The sequence below is a fragment of the Bradyrhizobium sp. CCBAU 51765 genome (assembly GCF_015291725.1).
Classification (GTDB): Bacteria; Pseudomonadota; Alphaproteobacteria; order Rhizobiales; family Xanthobacteraceae; genus Bradyrhizobium; species Bradyrhizobium liaoningense.
Map to the genome: position 1 here is coordinate 8,357,113 of NZ_CP030038.1, position 17,615 is coordinate 8,374,727.

The window sequence follows — 17,615 nt, forward strand, 5'->3', positions numbered from 1 at the left end:
GACATGGTGGGCACGCCCCGGGATGCGCATTCGCGCTCCCGGGGCTTTGCCCACCCTACGAACTCAGGTCGGTATCTCGCCAAAATTCTTTCCGACCGGCAGCACGGCATGACGGATCAGCCGCGAATCCTCCACCGCGGCCTGGCGGTGCTTCACCGCCTCGCGATAGACGGGATCGCGGATCATCTCGACGAAGGCGGCGACGCTGGGATATTCGGCGATGAAGCAATGGTCCCAGCGCTCCTCCTGCGGGCCGATCAGCATCAGCTCGAACCTGCCCTGCCAGACGATGCGGCCGCCGAGACGTTCGAACACCGGGCCGCTCTCGCGGCCATAGGCCGCATAGGCCTCCGCGCCGCTCGCCTTGCGGCCGTCCGGATAGGCCGCCTCTTTCCGCAGGCGCACCAGATTGAGCATGTGGATGGGGCCCGGGCGGTCGTTCTCCCGGAACTGCGCGAAGATCTCCTTGGTCGGATCGATATGGCCCATGCGAGCTCCCTCTTTATTTATGCGGACGATCCTAGCCCCGGCGGCAGGGGAGCGGAACTGCGGCGGGCGAATGCCCCACCTCCTAATCACGCGTTAACGTCAGGGTAACCGGGCCTTAAACAGCGACCGCTAGCGTGCGGCGGGGCGGACTGACCGGGCGTATTGCGTATGGCGTGGGGAAAGAAAAAGGGTGCGCGGAAGGAGCCGCTGTTCGGCTTGCCCGCGGCGCTCGCCGATCTGCGCCTGACCGCTGCGGACCGCGTTCCCGGCGGCGACGACAAGCCGAAGAAATCTGCCAAGACATCCACCAGGCGCAAGAGCGAGGATGCCGGCGACGAGCCGCCCCGCGAACGAAAGGCACCTGCCGGCCGCAGCGGCGCCAAGCGCCGCTCGAAGTCACGCGGCGGCTTCAGCCTCGGCCGCCTCGTCTATTGGGGCGCGGTGCTGAGCCTGTGGGGCGGCATCGCCGTGATCGCCGTCGTGGTCTATGTCGGCGCCCATCTGCCTCCGATCCAGTCGCTGGAGATTCCCAAGCGGCCGCCGACGATCCAGATCGTCGGCATGGACGGCAGCATGCTGGCGCAGCGCGGCGAGATGGCCGGCGCCAATGTCGCGCTAAAGGACCTGCCGCCCTACCTGCCGAAGGCGTTCATCGCCATCGAGGACCGCCGCTTCTATTCGCATTTCGGCATCGATCCCGTCGGCATCCTGCGGGCCCTCGTCACCAACGTGCTCCATCGCGGCGTGTCGCAGGGCGGTTCGACGCTGACGCAGCAGCTCGCGAAAAACCTGTTCCTGACCCAGGAGCGCACCATACAGCGCAAGCTGCAGGAGGCGGAGCTCGCGATCTGGCTGGAGCGCAAGCACTCCAAGGACGACATCCTGGAGCTCTATCTCAATCGTGTCTATTTCGGCTCCGGCGCCTACGGCGTCGAAGCCGCCGCGCAGAAATATTTCGGCAAGTCGGCGAAGAACGTCACGATTGCAGAAGCCGCGATGCTGGCCGGCCTCGTCAAGTCGCCGTCGCGCCTTGCGCCGAACCGCAATCCGGAAGGCGCCGAAGCGCGCGCGCAAGTCGTGCTCGCGGCGATGGCGGACGCGAAATTCATCACCGACGCGCAGGCCAAGGCCTCGATCGGCCATCCGTCCTACAACGTGAAGCCGGCCGGCGCCGGCACGGTCAATTACGTCGCCGACTGGATCGGCGAGGTGCTGGACGATTTGGTCGGCCAGATCGACGAGAGCATCAAGGTCGAGACCACGATCGATCCGAAACTGCAGAGCGTGGCGGAAGCCGCGATCATCGACGAGCTCGCGGCCAAGAGCGTGAAGTTCAACGTCAGCCAGGGCGCGCTGGTGGCGATGACGCCCGACGGCGCAGTGCGCGCCATGGTCGGCGGGCGGAACTATTCCGACAGCCAGTACAACCGGGCTGTGACCGCCAAGCGGCAGCCGGGCTCCTCGTTCAAGCCGTTCGTGTATCTCACCGCGCTCGAGCAGGGGCTGACGCCCGACACGATGCGCCAGGACGCGCCGATCGAGGTCAAGGGCTGGAGACCCGAGAACTACACCCACGAATATTTCGGCGCGGTGACGCTGACGCAGGCGCTGGCGATGTCGCTCAACACGGTCGCGATCCGCCTCGGCCTCGAGGTCGGGCCGAAGAACGTGGTGCGCACCGCGCACCGGCTCGGCATCTCCTCCAAGCTCGAACCCAATGCCTCGATCGCGCTCGGCACCTCCGAGGTCTCCGTGGTCGAGCTGGTCGGCGCCTATGCGCCCTTCGCCAATGGCGGCCTCGCGGTGGCGCCGCATGTCGTGACGCGGATCAGGACGCTCAGCGGCAAGCTGCTCTACATGCGCCAGCCGGAGGAGCGCAACCAGGTCATCGAGCCCCGCTATGTCGGCATGATGAACGCGATGATGCGGGAGACGCTGATATCAGGCACCGCCAAGAAGGCCGAGATCCCCGGCTGGCCGGCGGCCGGCAAGACCGGCACCAGCCAGGATTATCGCGACGCCTGGTTCATCGGCTACACCGCGAGCCTCGTCACCGGCGTCTGGCTCGGCAACGACGACAACTCGCCGACCAAGAAGGCGACCGGCGGCGGCCTGCCGGTGGAAGTCTGGACGCGCTTCATGAAGGCAGCGCATGAGGGCGTGCCGGTGGCAAACCTGCCGAGTTCACCCGGCGGCTGGGGGCTGTCGAACCTCGCGCAGGCGGCCTCGCAGGTGTCGCCGCCGACGGCCGCCGCACCGGCACCCACGAACGCGGGCGGCTACCGCCCGCCGCCTCCGACGCGCACCAATGTGCGCCCCGAGGCCGCGGCCGGGCTCGATGGTTGGCTGATGGACCGGCTGTTTGGCAGGAACAGGTAGCTTTGCTTGAGGTCCCGGTAACCTCAAAACAAAAACTGCGAAAACAACCCCATGCACAGTAGAACGCGACGTCCTGCGTGACGCGGGGTCGATCGCTCGAAGCATTTGATGCGACGGGATTAATCGGGCAGACGGCGAAATCGTCGCGAAGTGTGGCGAAAATCGAGCTGAGCGCGCTGATGCTGCCTCGTCCTCAGCTGTCATTCCCCGCGCAGGCGGGGAATCCAGTACGCCGCGGCCTCTCGGCTCTATAACTGCTGCCTCTGGAATACTGGGTCGCCCGGTCAAGCCGGGCGACGACAGCGCGTGTTTGGCTACGCGTGAGTCCTAATCCTCAACGCCATACCGGTGCAGATCATTGCCGTAGGTGTCGAGCCACTTCTTGGCGCGCTCCATCGACGGGCAGACCTTGCCGCACACGCGCCAGAACCGCGCCGAGTGGTTCATCTCGACGAGATGAGCGACTTCGTGGGCGGCGAGATAGTCGAGCACGAAGGGCGGTGCGAGGATCAGGCGCCAGGAGAACGACAGCGAGCCGGCCGAGGTGCAGGAGCCCCAGCGGCTGGACTGATCGCGGATCGAGAGTCGCTTGACCCTGACCCCGAGCTCGGCGGCATAGGCTTCCGCCGAACGCTGAAGATCGCGGCGGGCCTCGCGCTTGAGGAAGTCGCCGACGCGGCGATCGACATGCTCGAGGCCACCGGCGACGCAGAGAATGCGTTCACCGGACTCGCGCGTCTCGGTCCACACCGTGCCGCGCGTGCCGGCGCGATGAACGATGCGATGGGGCGTGCCGCGCAGCGGTATGACCGTGCCCGGCTGAAACGGTGCGGCCTTCGGCAGGCGGCCGAGACGTGCGGCGATCCACGCACCGTGACGCTGCGCGAAATCCTTGGCTTCCGCGAGCGTGCCGCGCGGCGGCATGGTGAGGATGGCTTCGCGGTCGCTCGGATGAATTCTGAGCGTGTACCGGCGCGCGCGGCGGTGCCGACGCAGCCGAATCGCAAAAAATTGCGATCCGTGGGTGATGACGAGGGTCTTCGGTTCGTGGGGCCGACGATAAAGGAGTGCGCGAGTGGCCATGTCTGTCAGTCCGGGGAGCAGGAGTTCGCCCGGATTCTGCCATAACCGCCGCCAGGGAAAGCGCTCGGCGCAAAAACAAATCATTTGCCCAATATACAGCGGTCAGGCGCCGGGGGAGACCCTACAGACTGGGGTTGGAACCCGCTTTTTTCGCCCCCGCTGGATGCATGCGACACCCCCAAGGGGTGAGGACGGACTCACTCCTATAAAGCTACCTAAATACCGCGAATCCGCCGGGAACTTACCCCGCCGAAAGGCTCCTCCAGGGCCGAAATTTCGACGGGAAAGCCGAAATTCGCGACCAGAGGCGCTCCGATGAAAATCGGAACGGCTCTGGATTCTTGTTCTGACGCGTTTCCTTTACGCGAACCGGCCACTGCTTCGCTCGAAAACGCTCTATTCGGCCGCGAGAGCCTGTAACGAGCTCGGATTCGCAGCGGAAACCATGAAGTCGTGAATCCGCGGCACGATCTCCGACTTGAAACGCGATCCGTTGAACACGCCGTAATGTCCGACGCCCTTCTGGACGTAATGAACGCGACGATGATCGGGGATCGAGCTGCACAAGCCGTGTGTTGCTTCCGTCTGACCGAGGCCGGAGATGTCGTCGTTCTCGCCTTCGACCGTCATCAACGCGACGCGCCTGACCTTGGACGGTTCGACGCGGGTTCCACGATGAGTCATCTCGCCCTTCGGCAGCGAGTGCTTCACGAACACGGTGTCGACGGTCTGCAGGTAATACTCGGCCGAGAGATCCATCACCGCGAGATATTCGTCATAGAAGTCGCGATGCTTGTCGACGAGATCGCCGTCGCCCTTCACCAGATTGGCAAACAGCTGCTTGTGCGCATCCATGTGCCGATCGAGATTCATGCTGATGAAGCCGTTCAGCTGCAGGAATCCCGGATAGACGTCGCGCATCATGCCCGGATGCGGGAACGGCACCTTGGTGATGACGTGGTTGCGGAACCAGTCGATACCGCGCTCCTGGGCGAGGTTGTTCACCGCGGTCGGATTGCGACGGGTGTCGATCGGGCCGCCCATCAGCGTCATCGAGGTCGGCACGAACGGATCGCGGCGCGCCTCCATGACCGAGACGGCTGCGACGACGGGCACGGAGGGCTGGCACACCGCCATCACATGGGTGTTGCCGCCGAGGACGTGCAGCATCTCGATGACATAGTCGATGTAGTCGTCGAGATCGAAGCGACCCTCACTCAAGGGGACCATGCGGGCATCGGCCCAATCGGTGATGTAGACCTCATGCGCCGGCAGGAAAGCCTCGACGGTGCCGCGCAGAAGCGTCGCATAATGGCCGGACATCGGGGCCACGATCAGCACGCGCGGCTGCGGGCTGCGCAGCGGGCGGGTGAACTTGCGATCGAAATAGAGCAGCCTGCAAAACGGCTTTTCCCAGACCGAGCGGATCTCGACGGGGACGCGGATGCCGTTGACCTCGGTGTCGTCGAGGCCCCATTCCGGCTTGCCGTAGCGACGCGTGGTGCGCTCGAACAATTCGCAGGCCGCGGCGACCGACTTGCCGACCTCGGTGCGCGCCCAGGGGTTGAGGGGATTCTGAAACAGCAGCTTCGTCGCGTCGGTGACCGCACGTGCCGGATTGAGAGAGGCATGAGCCATCTCGTACATCCAGTACATCGGCGTCGTCAGGACCGGACTGCCTTCTGCCGCCAGCGGCGGTGCGCCGCCGAACTCACCAATGGGCATTGCTATATTCCTCTTCGCATCGCAGCATACTGCCGAATGCGTAATATTGCGTCAATGCATGGTTCCGTACATCTACGTAGCCGAAGACGGCCAAACCAGCCTGAATCCACGAGAAAGTGACATTATTCGCCTCCCGCCAGCAGCGAGCCGTGCTTTCTGGCGCTGCGCAAAAGGGCAAGGAATGCCCCAAAAGATGCAAGCAGGAGCACTCCGTTGATGGCCAACGCAGCCAGCATCAGATCGGTCCTGAAGGTGTGCTCGATCAACAAGGCCCGCATTCCCTCGAACACGTAGGTCGGCGGCAACGTCCAGGCGACGTATTGCAACCAGACCGGCAGCACGCTGACGGGATAGTAGATGCAGGCGAGCGGCATGATCGCGAACATCAGGGTCCAGACGATGCTTTCGGCGCCAAGGCCGTTTCGCAGCACCAGACCCGAGACGAAGATGCCGACCGACCAGCTCGTGAAGATCAGATTGCAGAAGAAGGCGATCAGCGGCAGGCCAAGGGCATAGACGTTGAAGTGAAACAGAAACAGCGCGAGCAGCGTCATCGGGATGACGCCGATCGCGAGCCGGATCAGGCTCATGACCATCAGCGACAGCAGAAACTCGATCGGCTTGAGCGGGCTCATCATGAGGTTGCCGAGGTTGCGCGCCCACATCTCTTCCAGGAACGAGATGGAGAAGCCGAGCTGTCCGCGGAACAGGATGTCCCAGAGGATGACGGCGCCGATCAGCGTGCCGCCGGCGCGCGCGAAGAAGCTGGCGTTCTCGGCGATGTAGAGCTGGAGGAAGCCCCAGGTGATGACCTGCAGCGCCGGCCAGTACAGCAGCTCGAGCAGCCGCGGCCAGGACGACAGCAAGAGATACCAGTAGCGCAGGATCATCGCGCCGATGCGATGAACGGAGATGCCGGAGTGGAGGGAGAGCTCGGTCATTGGTGCGGCCCTTGGCCCGGACAGAGCTTCGTCATTCCGGGGCGCGCGACGCGCGAGCTATGATGCGCAATTGCGCATCTGAGAATCCATAACCACAGGCCACTGTTGTCGGGCGAGACGCGTAACTCCGAGTCTTCGCCAAATTCAATCCTGTGGTTATGGATCCCGGGCCCGCGACGATGTCGCGCCCCGGGATGACTGGCTCCCTCCGGGCTACGATCGCATTTCACCTCGCCGCCTCCTTCGCGCCGTTCACCCGGCCGCGCGCGACGTCCAGAAACACCTCTTCCAGCGTAGTGCGGTTGTAGCGGGCCATGATCGCTTCCGGCGCGCCGTCGTCCTCGATGCGGCCGCGCTTCATGATGATGACGCGGTCGCAGAGCCGCTCGACCTCGAGCATGTTGTGCGAGGCCAGCAGAATGGTGGCGTTGTTGTCCCGGCGATAGCGTTCCAGATGCGCGCGCACCCAGTCGGCGGTATCGGGGTCGAGCGAGGCGGTCGGCTCGTCCAGGAGCAGCAGCTCGGGCTGGTTGATCAGCGCCTTCGCCAGCGCCACGCGGGTCTTCTGACCGGCCGAGAGCTTGCCGTTGGCGCGGTCGATGAAATCGGTGAGGTCGAGATCCTCGGCGAGCTTCGCGATGCGGTCAGAGAGATTCTTCACCGCATAAAGCTTGCCGAACACGGTGAGGTTCTGCCGCACCGTGAGCCGCATCGGCATGTCGACATAGGGGCTCTCGAAATTCATCCGGCCCAGCACGGCCGCGCTCTCCTCGGGCATGCGATGCCCCAGCACCTGCACGCGGCCGGAGGTCGGCAGCACCAGGCCCATGATCATCGCGATGGTCGTGGTCTTGCCGGCGCCGTTGCCGCCCAGAAGGCCGGTGATGCTGCCGCGGGGAAGCGTGAAGGAGATATCGTCGACGGCACGGGTCTGCTTGTAGACCTTGACGAGGTGATCGACCGCGATTGCCGCGGACGAGCTGCGATCCGCGACAGTCGGCCGACTTGAAGCCTTGTCATTCTCGGTCATGCTGGCCGTTCTTCTGCTATTGCAGCCGATAGCGCAAGGCTTGTAATGCCTGCGTGGTTCCGCGAGCCCAGCGTTTGTGATCGAGAAAGCACCGCTACATTGTCCGATATGACCGAAATTGCCGCTTCCGACTTCCGCCACGCGCAGCGGCACATCCGGCTGGACACCATCCTGCGGCTGCGTTGGCTCGCGGTGCTGGGCCAGCTGGCCGCGATCTTCATCGTGGCACAGGGGCTGGAGTTCAACGTCGAGATCGTCCCCTGTGTCAGCATCATCGCTTTGTCGGCCGCACTCAATCTGGCGCTCCAGACCGCGGCCAATCCGATGCAGCGGCTGGAGCCGATGCAGGCGGCCGGCCTGCTCGCGCTGAACATCGTGGAGCTGGCCGGCCTGCTGTTCTTCACCGGCGGCCTGCAGAACCCGTTCTCGTTCCTGTTCCTCGCGCCCGTGCTGATCTCGGCCACCGCGCTGCCGGCCCGTTTCACCTTCGGTCTCGGCCTGCTCGCGGTTGCCTGCGCGTCGCTCCTGTTCTTCTTCCATTTTCCGCTGCCGTGGGATTCCGACGATCCGCTGGTGCTGCCGCCGGTCTATCTCGTCGGCGTCTGGCTCTCGATCGCGCTCGCGATCGGCGTCACCAGCCTCTATTCGTTCCAGGTCACCGAGGAGGCGCGCAAGCTCGCGGACGCACTGGCCGCGACCGAGCTGGTGCTGACGCGCGAGCAGCATCTGACCCAGCTCGACGGACTCGCCGCCGCCGCCGCGCACGAGCTCGGAACGCCGCTCGCGACGATTTTCCTGATTTCGCGCGAACTGGAAAAGACGGTGAAGGACCCAAGCTTTGCCGCCGACCTGAAGACCTTGCGCGAGCAGACCCAGCGCTGCCGCGACATCCTGAGCAAGATCACCCAGCTCTCCTCCACCGGCGCGCCGTTCGACCGCATGAAGATGTCGGAGCTGATCGAGGAGGTGGTGGCGCCGCACCGCGATTTCGGCGTCGAGATCAAGGTGCGGATCGCGGTGGCCGCGGCGGCCGAGCCGGTCGGCTCGCGCAATCCGGCGATCCTGTACGGCATCGGTAACATCGTCGAGAACGCGGTCGATTTCGCCCGCACCACCGTCGAGGTGAACGCATGGTGGAACAAGGACACTATCGAACTCGTGATCTCCGACGACGGACCGGGCATTCCGCCCGACATCCTCAACCGGATCGGCGAGCCCTATCTGTCGCGGCGCCGTACCCAGGACGATGGCGGCGGCGGACGACGCGGCCTCGGCCTCGGCGTGTTCATCGCGCGTACCTTGCTGGAACGCACCGGCGCCAAGGTCTCGTTTACCAATCGGACCTTTCCGGAACACGGCGCGGTGGTCCAGATCACATGGCCCAGGCAGCGTTTTGAGGCTATCGAGACGCACGAAGAAACAATAGGATAGCCGCGACCTTGCGTCGCACAACAGGGCCGATCGACCATCGGCGGCCTTGGCACCGCGTGATTGCGAGGCCATATGTCGATGCGCTGGAGAGAGGACAAAACCTTGAACGCCATTGCCGAACTGAACGAACAGAGCGACCGCTCGCTTCTCATCGTGGAAGACGACAAGCCGTTTCTGGAGCGGCTGTCGCGCGCCATGGAAACGCGGGGCTTCTCGGTGACATCATGCGACACCGTCTCGGACGGACTTGCGCAGATCGGCAAGTCGGCGCCGGCATTCGCGGTGGTGGATCTGCGGCTCGGCGACGGCAACGGCCTCGACGTGGTCTCGGCGCTGAAGAAGAAGCGCCCCGATGCACGCGCGATCGTGCTGACCGGCTATGGCAACATTGCCACCGCCGTCACCGCGGTGAAGATGGGCGCGATCGATTATCTCTCCAAGCCCGCGGATGCCGACGACGTCGTCGCGGCACTGCTGTCGACCAGCGCGGAGAAATCCGAGCTGCCGACCAACCCGATGTCGGCCGACCGCGTGCGCTGGGAACACATCCAGCGCATCTACGAGATGTGCAACCGCAACGTCTCGGAAACGGCGCGCCGGCTCAACATGCACCGCCGCACGCTGCAGCGCATTCTGGCCAAGCGCGCGCCGAGGTAGTCTCGGCGTTCACTCATGAGAACGCAGATCTCCGGCCTTGAGGCTGAGGCGGAGATGCTTGGCGTGGTCGAAACGTTGACGTTGACCCGGGATGGCCGTTTCCGCGGAGGGAACGGCCCCAGCGAAAGCCGGGTCAGCTGCGGATGTCGCAACTCGACGGGCGCGCTCCCATAGCTCAACATCCCCAAGGACGGTCGGCCCGGAACGTGCCCGGCCTGACGTCCCGGCGTCGTGTCGGTAAACCCGAGTGTTGGCCTCGCGAGTTCGTTGAACCCGACGTTAACCTCGGACGGCGGATCATCGTGCCGACCTGGCGCGTCGAATATCCACCTGATGTCGAGAGATCGATGGTTCACCCTACGCCGCTTCTTGCATTGCTTTGCTTCTGGACGGTGCGCGCGGTGGTCGTCGGCGTCATCGCCGTAGCCGCGCCGGCCGCGGTGCGAGCGCAGCAGATATTCTCTCCGGTCTGGACGGTGCCGGAAGTCGGCGCGCTGCCTGATGACGCTCATGGCCGGCTCGTGCGGCGCGGGCGCGACCTCATCACTGCGACCTACGCCCATGTCGGGCCGGAGGTGCCGGATCCAGCCAAGCGTTATGCCGGCAACAATCTCGCCTGCAGCAACTGCCATCTCGAAGCCGGCACGAAGAAGTTCGGCTTGCCGATCTTCGGATTGGTCGAGCTCTTCCCGCAATACAGCGCCCGGCTCGGCGCCGAGATCACGATCGAGGACCGTGTGAACTCGTGCATGACGCGCAGCATGAATGGCCGCGCGCTGCCACTCGAGAGTCCGGAAATGCAGGCCATCGTGGCTTACATCAGATTTCTGTCATCCGGCGTGCCGGCCGGCAAGGCATTGTCAGGACTTGGCACCGGATCGATGCCTGAGCTCGATCGGGCGGCCGACCCGGTTCGCGGCAAGGCGATCTACGCGAAGGCCTGTCTCTCCTGTCACAATGAGGACGGCTCCGGAATACGCCGCAGCGTGCCGAGCGTCGATCTCGGCTACATGGTGCCCCCGCTCTGGGGCCCGGATAGTTTCAATGATGGCGCCGGCATGGCGCGGTTGATTACCGCGGCGAACTTCGTGCACTTCAACATGCCGCACGGGACGGATTATCTGAATCCGCAGCTCACGGTCGAGCAGGCATGGGACGTGGCGGCCTACATGATCTCTCAACCGCGTCCGAGAAAAGCCGGTCTCGACAAGGACTATCCAGACCTTGCGACCAAGCCGGTCGATGCGCCTTACGGACCGTACGCCGACGGCTTCGATCAGCAGCAGCATATGTACGGACCTTTCGGTCCGATCCGGGCGATGCAAGCCAAGAAGTAGTCCCGGCGGAAGGGAACTCGGCGCCCTCGCATCACGAGGAGACCGGATCACGTCGCGCTTCGCTCAGCCCGCGCCTATTCCCAGAAATCCGCGTGGCCCTGCGGGTCGACCAGCCGGTTGATCCGCAAGGCTGCCGCCATTGCAAAGCGCACCGTCATCTGCTTGCGCGTCGGTGCCGGCAATTTGTGCTCGGGCGCCTCGCAATGCAGATGCGCGCCATAGGCGTCGGCGATGATCAGGCCGGTGTCATCGGGGAAGATCTCGCACGGCAGATCCTGCGTGAAGGCGAAGAACAGCCGATCGCAATGGGCGCGATATTCGTGCCATTTCTGGTCGGCGCGCAGATCCTCCACCGACGACTTGATCTCGACGATCCAGATCTCGCCGCGCTCATTGAGGGCCACCAGATCGGCGCGCCGGCCCGACGGCAGCGGCAATTCGCTGATGCAGGAAAAGCCGAGCGAGCGCAACAGACGCGCCGTTCCCCGCGCGATGGCGAGCGCGGTCTCCGACTGGCGACGGTCCGGCGGCGGCACGAGGGCAATGTTGCGGGCAGTGTTGTCCATGGGGGGAGGATAGCCGATTCCGTGAGGGGCGGACACTCTCCCGTCGTTCCGGAACCCGCCACTCGGCGACGGGTGCCTGTGGTCGGACACGAAGACCGCGAACGCCGACGAATGGCGTGGTTTGCTCCACCGCTTCAACGGCCGTCATTGCGAGCGCCGTTCTTCGCCGAAAAGAGACGGCTAGGGCGGCGCCACCACCACGCCCTCATTGCCGCGCAAATCCAGCACGCCTTCCAGCCGCTCGCCCTCGCGATCGAGGAACGTCGACAGCAATATCTCGCTGCCGAACCGGATGGCGCTGGTGGTCACAGCGACCGGCTCGGGACCGAGATTGAGCGCCACGATCACCGCCCTGCCATCGACCTCGCGGCGGTAGATGAGGAGATCGCCTTGCGCCGAGATCGGGTGGTAGTCACCGGCGACCAACGGGGGGCAGCTCTTCCGCAGGGCGATCAGGCGCTTGTAGAGATTGAGGATCGAGCGCGGATCGGCTTCGAGATTCACGATGTTTTCGTGGGTATGATCCTCCGGCAGCGGCAGCCACGGCCTCGCCTCCGAGAAACCGGCGAAGTTCGACGAATCCCATTGCATCGGCGTGCGGCAGCCATCGCGGCCGACGCCGATGCCGGGCACGTTCTTCTCGAAGGGATCGCGCAGATCCTCCGGCGCGATCGCGAGCTGGTGCATGCCGATCTCGTCGCCGTAGTAAAGCGTCGGCGTGCCGCGCAACGTCAGCAGCAGCATGGCCGCGACGCGGGCCTGCTCGGCACCGACGCGGCTCGCCACGCGCGGCCGATCATGATTGCCGAGCACCCAGTTCGGCCAGGCGCCCTTCGGCAGCGCCTTCTCGTAATCCTCGATGATCGTCTCGATCGAGCGCGCGCTCCAGAAGGTCGAGAGCAGCGCGAAGTTGAACGGCATCTGCGCGCCGGTGAGATCGTTGCCATAATAGGCCATGAGACGGTGCAGCGGCAGATAGATCTCGCCGATCAGGACGCGGGCGCCGTAGGTATCCGTGACGCGCCGCATCTCGGCGATGACATCGTGCACTTCCGGCTGATCGGTCGAGTACTGCGTCAGGATCTTCTCGTTCGGCGGCCGGCCCTCGACATAATGCGGGTTGGGCGGGTTGTCGCGGAACTCGGCGTCCTTGATCAGGTGCCAGATCACGTCGACGCGAAAGCCATCGACGCCCTTGTCGAGCCAGAACCGCATCACGTCGTAGATCGCGGCGCGGACATCCGGATTGCGCCAGTTCAGGTCCGGCTGCTGGGCGAGGAAGGCGTGGTAGTAATATTGACCCGTGGTCTCGTCGAATTGCCACGCGCTGCCGCCGAACTCGGACAGCCAGTTGTTGGGCACGCCACCATCGGCTGCCGGATCGCGCCAGATGTACCAGTCGCGCCTGGGATTGTCGCGCGAGGACCGGCTCTCGACGAACCAGGGATGCTGGTCGGAGGTGTGGTTCGGCACGAGATCGAGGATCAGCTTCAGGCCATTGTCATGGGCGGCCGCGAGCAGCGCATCGAAATCGGCCATCGTGCCGAACAGCGGCTCGATGCCGACATAATCCGAGATGTCGTAGCCGAAATCCGCCATCGGCGAGGGAAAGATCGGCGACAGCCAGATCGCGTCGACGCCGAGCGATTTCACGTAAGGCAGCCGCCTGAGGATGCCGGCGAGATCGCCGACGCCGTCGCCATCGGAGTCCTGAAACGAGCGCGGATAGATCTGATAGAAGATGCCGTCGCGCCACCAATTCTCGTCGCCTTGAGCCATGCCGAAGACCACCCGAAATCTGCGCCTTGCGCGGGAGAACGCGACAGCATCGCCCCGGTTCAGATTGGCAGACCAATTGGGACGGCCGTGTGACGAGGACCGCGGCTGTTCCCGAAGCTCTCGCCCGAATCTTTTGCGAATCTTTTGCTTGGCGGACCGACAAAAATCGGCATTGTGGCGCCATGACCGAGCAAACTGACACTCAGGACTCCTCGCCACCCAAGGCGGGCGCGATCATCGTTCCCGTGACGCTGTTCGAGCAGAACTGCACCATCATCTGGGACGAGCCCACCAAGAAAGCCGTGGTGATCGATCCCGGCGGCGACGTGCCGAAGATCCTGGACGCGATCAAGCAGACCGGCGTCACCGTGGAGAAGATCTGGCTGACTCACGGCCATATCGATCATGTCGGCGGCGCGGCCGAGCTGCGCGAGGCACTGAAGGTGCCGATCGAGGGCCCGCATGCCGCGGACAAGTTCCTGCTCGACAATGTCGTCGCAAGCGGCGCGCGGTTCGGCATGACCGGCGTGCGCGATTTCGCGCCGGACCGCTGGCTCGACGAAGGCGACAGCGTGTCGATCGGCGACCTGTCTTTCGACATCCTGCACTGCCCGGGCCATTCGCCCGGCAGCGTGGTGTTCTTCAACAAGGCGTTACGATTTGCCCATGTCGGCGACGTCCTGTTCGCGGGCTCGGTCGGACGTACCGATCTGCCCGGCGGCAGTCACGCCACGCTGATCAATTCGATCAAGACGAAGCTGCTGCCGCTCGGCGACGATGTCGGCTTCATCTGCGGCCATGGCGCAGGCTCGAGCATCGGCCAGGAGCGGATGACCAATCCGTTCATCACCGGCGAGATGTAGCAACGAACTCCGCTATCGTCACCGACAGTCCGCCACAAACTCCGCCGTCGTCCCGGACAAGCGCACGCGCAGAGCCGGGATCCATAACCACAGGGAGACGTGGTTACGGGGACTCGGAGTTACGCTTTCGCGCCTCGCTCAATCCTGGGAGTATGGGTTCCTGATCGGCGCGCGCTTGAAGCGCGCTTGTCCGAGACGACAGCGGGGATGAAGCTATTTCATCAACCCCGCGGCCGTGAGCGCGCGCGTGATGATCTCGCCGAGATCGAAGCCGCGAGCCGTTTCGCGCTGCGGCTCGGCCTGCTCTTCGGCAATTGCTGCACGGATCGAGCGGGCGAGATGCGGCGCGGGCGAGAGCGCCGGCTTCGTTGCAGGCTTCATGGCAGGCTTGGCTTCCGCCTTCTTGGTCGCGGCGTCGGGAATCCAGCCGGTGAGGCCGAAGAACTTTGCGATGTGGTAGGACGAGGAGATGCCGGCCTCGATCAGAAATGCGCCTTCGACACCGTAGCGCTGGTCGTTGTCGGCGATCCCGAGCGGCGTGCCATGCGCCATGTCGGTGATGGCGTAGGATTCGACCAGCGTCTCGCCGTCCTTGTTCCACCAGGCCTGGCGCGGATGGCCGTCGACGACCGTCTCCGCCATCGGCGCGTCAGGCAGGTCGTGCAGGTCGAGCCACTGCTTGACGATCTCGTTGGCATTGCCGGGATTGACGGTGCGGTCGGCGCTGCCGTGCCACACCGAGACCTTCGGCCAGGGCCCGCGATGATCCGAGGCGTTGCGCACGAGATCGCCGAGTTCGCGCGCGGGACGCGCCGGGGAATGAAACATGCCCTCGAGCGCCTCGCGCAGATTCGAGGCGATGCCGTAGGGCAGTCCGGCAATGACCGCGCCGGCCGCGAAGACTTCCGGATAGGTCGCGAGCATCACCGACGTCATGCCGCCGCCGGCCGACAGGCCGGTGATGAAGACGCGCCTGGAATCGATGCGGTGCGTCTCGACCATGTGCGCGATCATCTCGCGGATCGAATGCGCTTCGCCGCTGCCGCGCACGGTGTCTTCCGGATTGAACCAGTTGAAGCAGGTGTTGCCGTTGTTGACGCGCTGCTGCTCGGGCATCAACAGCGCGAAGCCATAGTGCCGCGCCAGCGTCGACCAGCCCGCACCCAGATCGTAACCGGCTGCCGTCTGCCCGCAGCCATGCAGCACGACGACAAGCGCGCGCGGCTTCTGCAATTGCGCCGGCACGAACGCGAACATGCGCAAGGCTCCGGGATTGTCGCCGAAGCCAAGGACCTCCTCCAAGGGGCAGGATGAATCGGCGCTGCGATCAAGCTCGGCAAAGCGCAGTCCGTCCAGCCTCGGCAGACGTCTCAAGAGATCGATATTTTTAGCTAGCGACACGGCAGCTTCCTGGTGGGCGACGTACAACGTCAGTCCAACCAGATAGTTGCTGCATTGCAAAATAAAAAGACCGTGCGCTGTCAATCTCGCGAAAAGGCCACGGATTCCCGCAGGAATCCCCACGTATTAACCGCATTGCCTCAACATCGTGCAGATGCGCGGGCATGCAGGCCGGAAATGCGGCGCAAATCATGATGATGTCACAAACGGCCTGAGCGAGACGACAGATCCTGCGCGCGCTGATTGCACGGCTTGGGCGGTTGACAACACCGCGCCGCGAGCGGCCATCAGAGGTCCCCGACCATCAGCGAAGATGATCACGATGAGTGCAGACGCGAGCGACGTCGGCACATCGACATGAAATGTGACGAGCGCGAGCGCAGCAAGGCCTGCGATCTGCAGCGCGCCGCGCTAGATCAACAATCTGGTGTCGCGATGCTCACCTCAGCTCGCATGCCTGCATTCCGCTGCGCGGGACATCGTGCGATTGCGTTCGCGCCATCAGGCACGTAGCCTTGCCGTCTCAACAAACAGAAAATCAAGCCGGAGAGACCCATGGCGCGCCTGAAGTTCGGAGCCTTCCTTGCCCCGCATCACCCGATCGGGGAGCATCCGATGCTCCAGTTCCGGCGGGATCTCGACCTCGTCGAGCAGCTGGATGCGCTGGGCTATGACGAGTTCTGGTGTGGCGAGCATCATTCGTCGGGCTGGGAGATGATCGCCTCGCCCGAGATGTTCCTGGCCGCGGCCGGCGAGCGCACCAAGCGGATCAAGCTCGGCACCGGCGTGGTGTCGCTGCCCTATCACCATCCCTTCAATGTCGCCCAGCGCATGGTGCAGCTCGACCACATGACCGGCGGCCGCGCCATCTTCGGCTCCGGACCCGGCGCGCTCGCCTCGGATGCGCACACGCTCGGCATCGATCCGATGACGCAGCGCGACCGCCAGGACGAGGCGATCGGCATCATCCGCCGCCTCTTCAACGGCGAGCGCGTCACCGCCAAGAGCGACTGGTTCACCATGAACGACGCCGCGCTGCAGATCCTGCCCTTGCAGGAGGAGATGCCGTTCGTGGTGGCCTCGCAGATCTCGCCCTCCGGCATGACGCTCGCCGGCAAATACGGCATCGGCATCATCTCGCTGGGATCGATGACGACGCAGGGCCTGATGTCGCTGCAGCAGCAATGGCAGTTCGCCGAGGATGCCGCCAAAAAGCACGGCACCAAGGTGAACCGCGCCGACTGGCGCGTGCTGCTGACCTTCCACATCGCCGAGACCCGCGAGCAGGCGCGCCGCGAAGCGGGCGCCGGGCTGATGCGTTGGCACAACGAATATAACGTCGGCACGTTGCAGCGGCCGGGCCTCACCGCATTCTCATCGCCCGACGAGGCCGTGGACAAGACCGCCTTCGTCGAGGGCGCCGCGTCCACCATCGGCACGCCCGACGATCTCGTCAAAACCATCAAGAACGTGATGCAGGTCTCCGGCGGCGTCGGCGCCATCATCGGCTTCGTGCACGACTGGGCCAATCCGGAAAATACCCGCCGCAGCTGGGACATGGTCGCGCGCTACGTCGTTCCCGAGATCAACGGCTACATCGACGGTCTTCGCAAGTCGCAAAAATTCGTGATCGAGAACCGCGCGATCTTCGAGCGCGCGGGACAGGCCGTGATGGCCAAGATCATGGAGAACGAGAAGGCCGCCGAGGCGCTGAAGGTCACCGGCCCCGGCCGCGTCGCCATTCCCGCCGTCAACGCCCCGGATCTGCAGAAGGAAGCCGCGAAGCGGTAGGGGCGCGTTGCTGCTGCACCTGCGGCCACGATCTCAAGCAGGCGATATCGGCCCGTGCTAAGCTGATCGCATCAGCCTGGCGCGGGCCGCAATATTGCCGTCGGTCGCGGGGATTCTGTCGGTCAGCCAACCGGAGAAATCGT

At 64.5% G+C, this 17,615-nt stretch carries 14 protein-coding genes; 6 read left to right on the top strand and 8 right to left on the bottom strand.

From position 1 onward, the window contains the following. Positions 1–63: 63 nt before the first annotated feature. The gene (locus tag XH96_RS38700) at positions 64–489 is read right to left on the bottom strand and encodes a DUF1330 domain-containing protein (RefSeq protein WP_194390476.1); all 426 of its coding nucleotides are present in this window, start codon (positions 487–489) and stop codon (positions 64–66) included. Between the two features lie 168 nt (positions 490–657). Here XH96_RS38700 and XH96_RS38705 point away from each other — a divergent pair, with 168 nt between their 5' ends. Continuing rightward, entirely contained in the window at positions 658–2,868 is a 2,211-nt protein-coding gene (locus XH96_RS38705; protein ID WP_194390477.1) for a transglycosylase domain-containing protein, read from the top strand. A gap of 327 nt (positions 2,869–3,195) precedes the next feature. Here XH96_RS38705 and XH96_RS38710 read toward each other — a convergent pair whose 3' ends face one another. The 4 genes from XH96_RS38710 to XH96_RS38725 all read right to left on the bottom strand — a co-directional run bounded on the left by XH96_RS38710 (position 3,196) and on the right by XH96_RS38725 (position 7,647). Beyond that, a complete protein-coding gene (locus XH96_RS38710) occupies positions 3,196–4,035 on the bottom strand; it encodes a M48 family metallopeptidase (RefSeq protein WP_194390478.1) in 840 nt (279 codons plus the stop codon). A gap of 312 nt (positions 4,036–4,347) precedes the next feature. After that, the gene (locus XH96_RS38715; protein ID WP_131870296.1) at positions 4,348–5,676 is read right to left on the bottom strand and encodes a polyhydroxyalkanoate depolymerase; all 1,329 of its coding nucleotides are present in this window, start codon (positions 5,674–5,676) and stop codon (positions 4,348–4,350) included. Between the two features lie 122 nt (positions 5,677–5,798). After that, positions 5,799–6,617 (bottom strand): ABC transporter permease, encoded by an 819-nt coding sequence (locus tag XH96_RS38720; protein ID WP_194390479.1) that lies wholly within the window; start codon positions 6,615–6,617, stop codon positions 5,799–5,801. A 226-nt stretch (positions 6,618–6,843) separates the two neighbouring features. After that, on the bottom strand, positions 6,844–7,647 hold the full coding sequence (locus XH96_RS38725) for an ABC transporter ATP-binding protein (RefSeq protein WP_194390480.1): 804 nt from the start codon (positions 7,645–7,647) through the stop codon (positions 6,844–6,846). 108 nt (positions 7,648–7,755) lie between these two features. On the opposite strand from XH96_RS38725, the gene XH96_RS38730 reads away from it, so the two are divergent. The 3 genes from XH96_RS38730 (at position 7,756) to XH96_RS38740 (ending at position 11,072) form a co-directional block, all read left to right on the top strand. Then, on the top strand, positions 7,756–9,078 hold the full coding sequence (locus tag XH96_RS38730; protein WP_194390481.1) for an ActS/PrrB/RegB family redox-sensitive histidine kinase: 1,323 nt from the start codon (positions 7,756–7,758) through the stop codon (positions 9,076–9,078). A 102-nt stretch (positions 9,079–9,180) separates the two neighbouring features. Further along, the gene (locus tag XH96_RS38735) at positions 9,181–9,735 is read left to right on the top strand and encodes an ActR/PrrA/RegA family redox response regulator transcription factor (RefSeq protein ID WP_028176842.1); all 555 of its coding nucleotides are present in this window, start codon (positions 9,181–9,183) and stop codon (positions 9,733–9,735) included. Between the two features lie 347 nt (positions 9,736–10,082). Next, positions 10,083–11,072: a c-type cytochrome gene (locus tag XH96_RS38740; RefSeq protein WP_194390482.1), complete on the top strand. Its 990-nt coding sequence runs from the start codon at positions 10,083–10,085 to the stop codon at positions 11,070–11,072. A 74-nt stretch (positions 11,073–11,146) separates the two neighbouring features. On the opposite strand, the gene XH96_RS38745 is transcribed toward XH96_RS38740, so the two are convergent. Both XH96_RS38745 and XH96_RS38750 read right to left on the bottom strand, forming a co-directional pair. Beyond that, the gene (locus XH96_RS38745; RefSeq protein WP_194390483.1) at positions 11,147–11,638 is read right to left on the bottom strand and encodes an MmcB family DNA repair protein; all 492 of its coding nucleotides are present in this window, start codon (positions 11,636–11,638) and stop codon (positions 11,147–11,149) included. Positions 11,639–11,818: 180 nt separating this feature from the next. Next, a complete protein-coding gene (locus XH96_RS38750) occupies positions 11,819–13,417 on the bottom strand; it encodes an alpha-amylase family glycosyl hydrolase (protein ID WP_194390484.1) in 1,599 nt (532 codons plus the stop codon). 182 nt (positions 13,418–13,599) lie between these two features. Here XH96_RS38750 and XH96_RS38755 point away from each other — a divergent pair, with 182 nt between their 5' ends. Continuing rightward, on the top strand, positions 13,600–14,280 hold the full coding sequence (locus tag XH96_RS38755) for an MBL fold metallo-hydrolase (protein WP_194390485.1): 681 nt from the start codon (positions 13,600–13,602) through the stop codon (positions 14,278–14,280). A 213-nt stretch (positions 14,281–14,493) separates the two neighbouring features. Here the strand turns inward: XH96_RS38755 and XH96_RS38760 are convergent, their stop codons facing one another. Next, a complete protein-coding gene (locus XH96_RS38760; RefSeq protein WP_194390486.1) occupies positions 14,494–15,681 on the bottom strand; it encodes a PHB depolymerase family esterase in 1,188 nt (395 codons plus the stop codon). A gap of 555 nt (positions 15,682–16,236) precedes the next feature. Between XH96_RS38760 and XH96_RS38765 the strand changes: the two genes are divergently transcribed. Further along, a complete protein-coding gene (locus XH96_RS38765; RefSeq protein WP_194390487.1) occupies positions 16,237–17,472 on the top strand; it encodes an LLM class flavin-dependent oxidoreductase in 1,236 nt (411 codons plus the stop codon). The last annotated feature ends 143 nt before the right edge of the window (positions 17,473–17,615 follow it).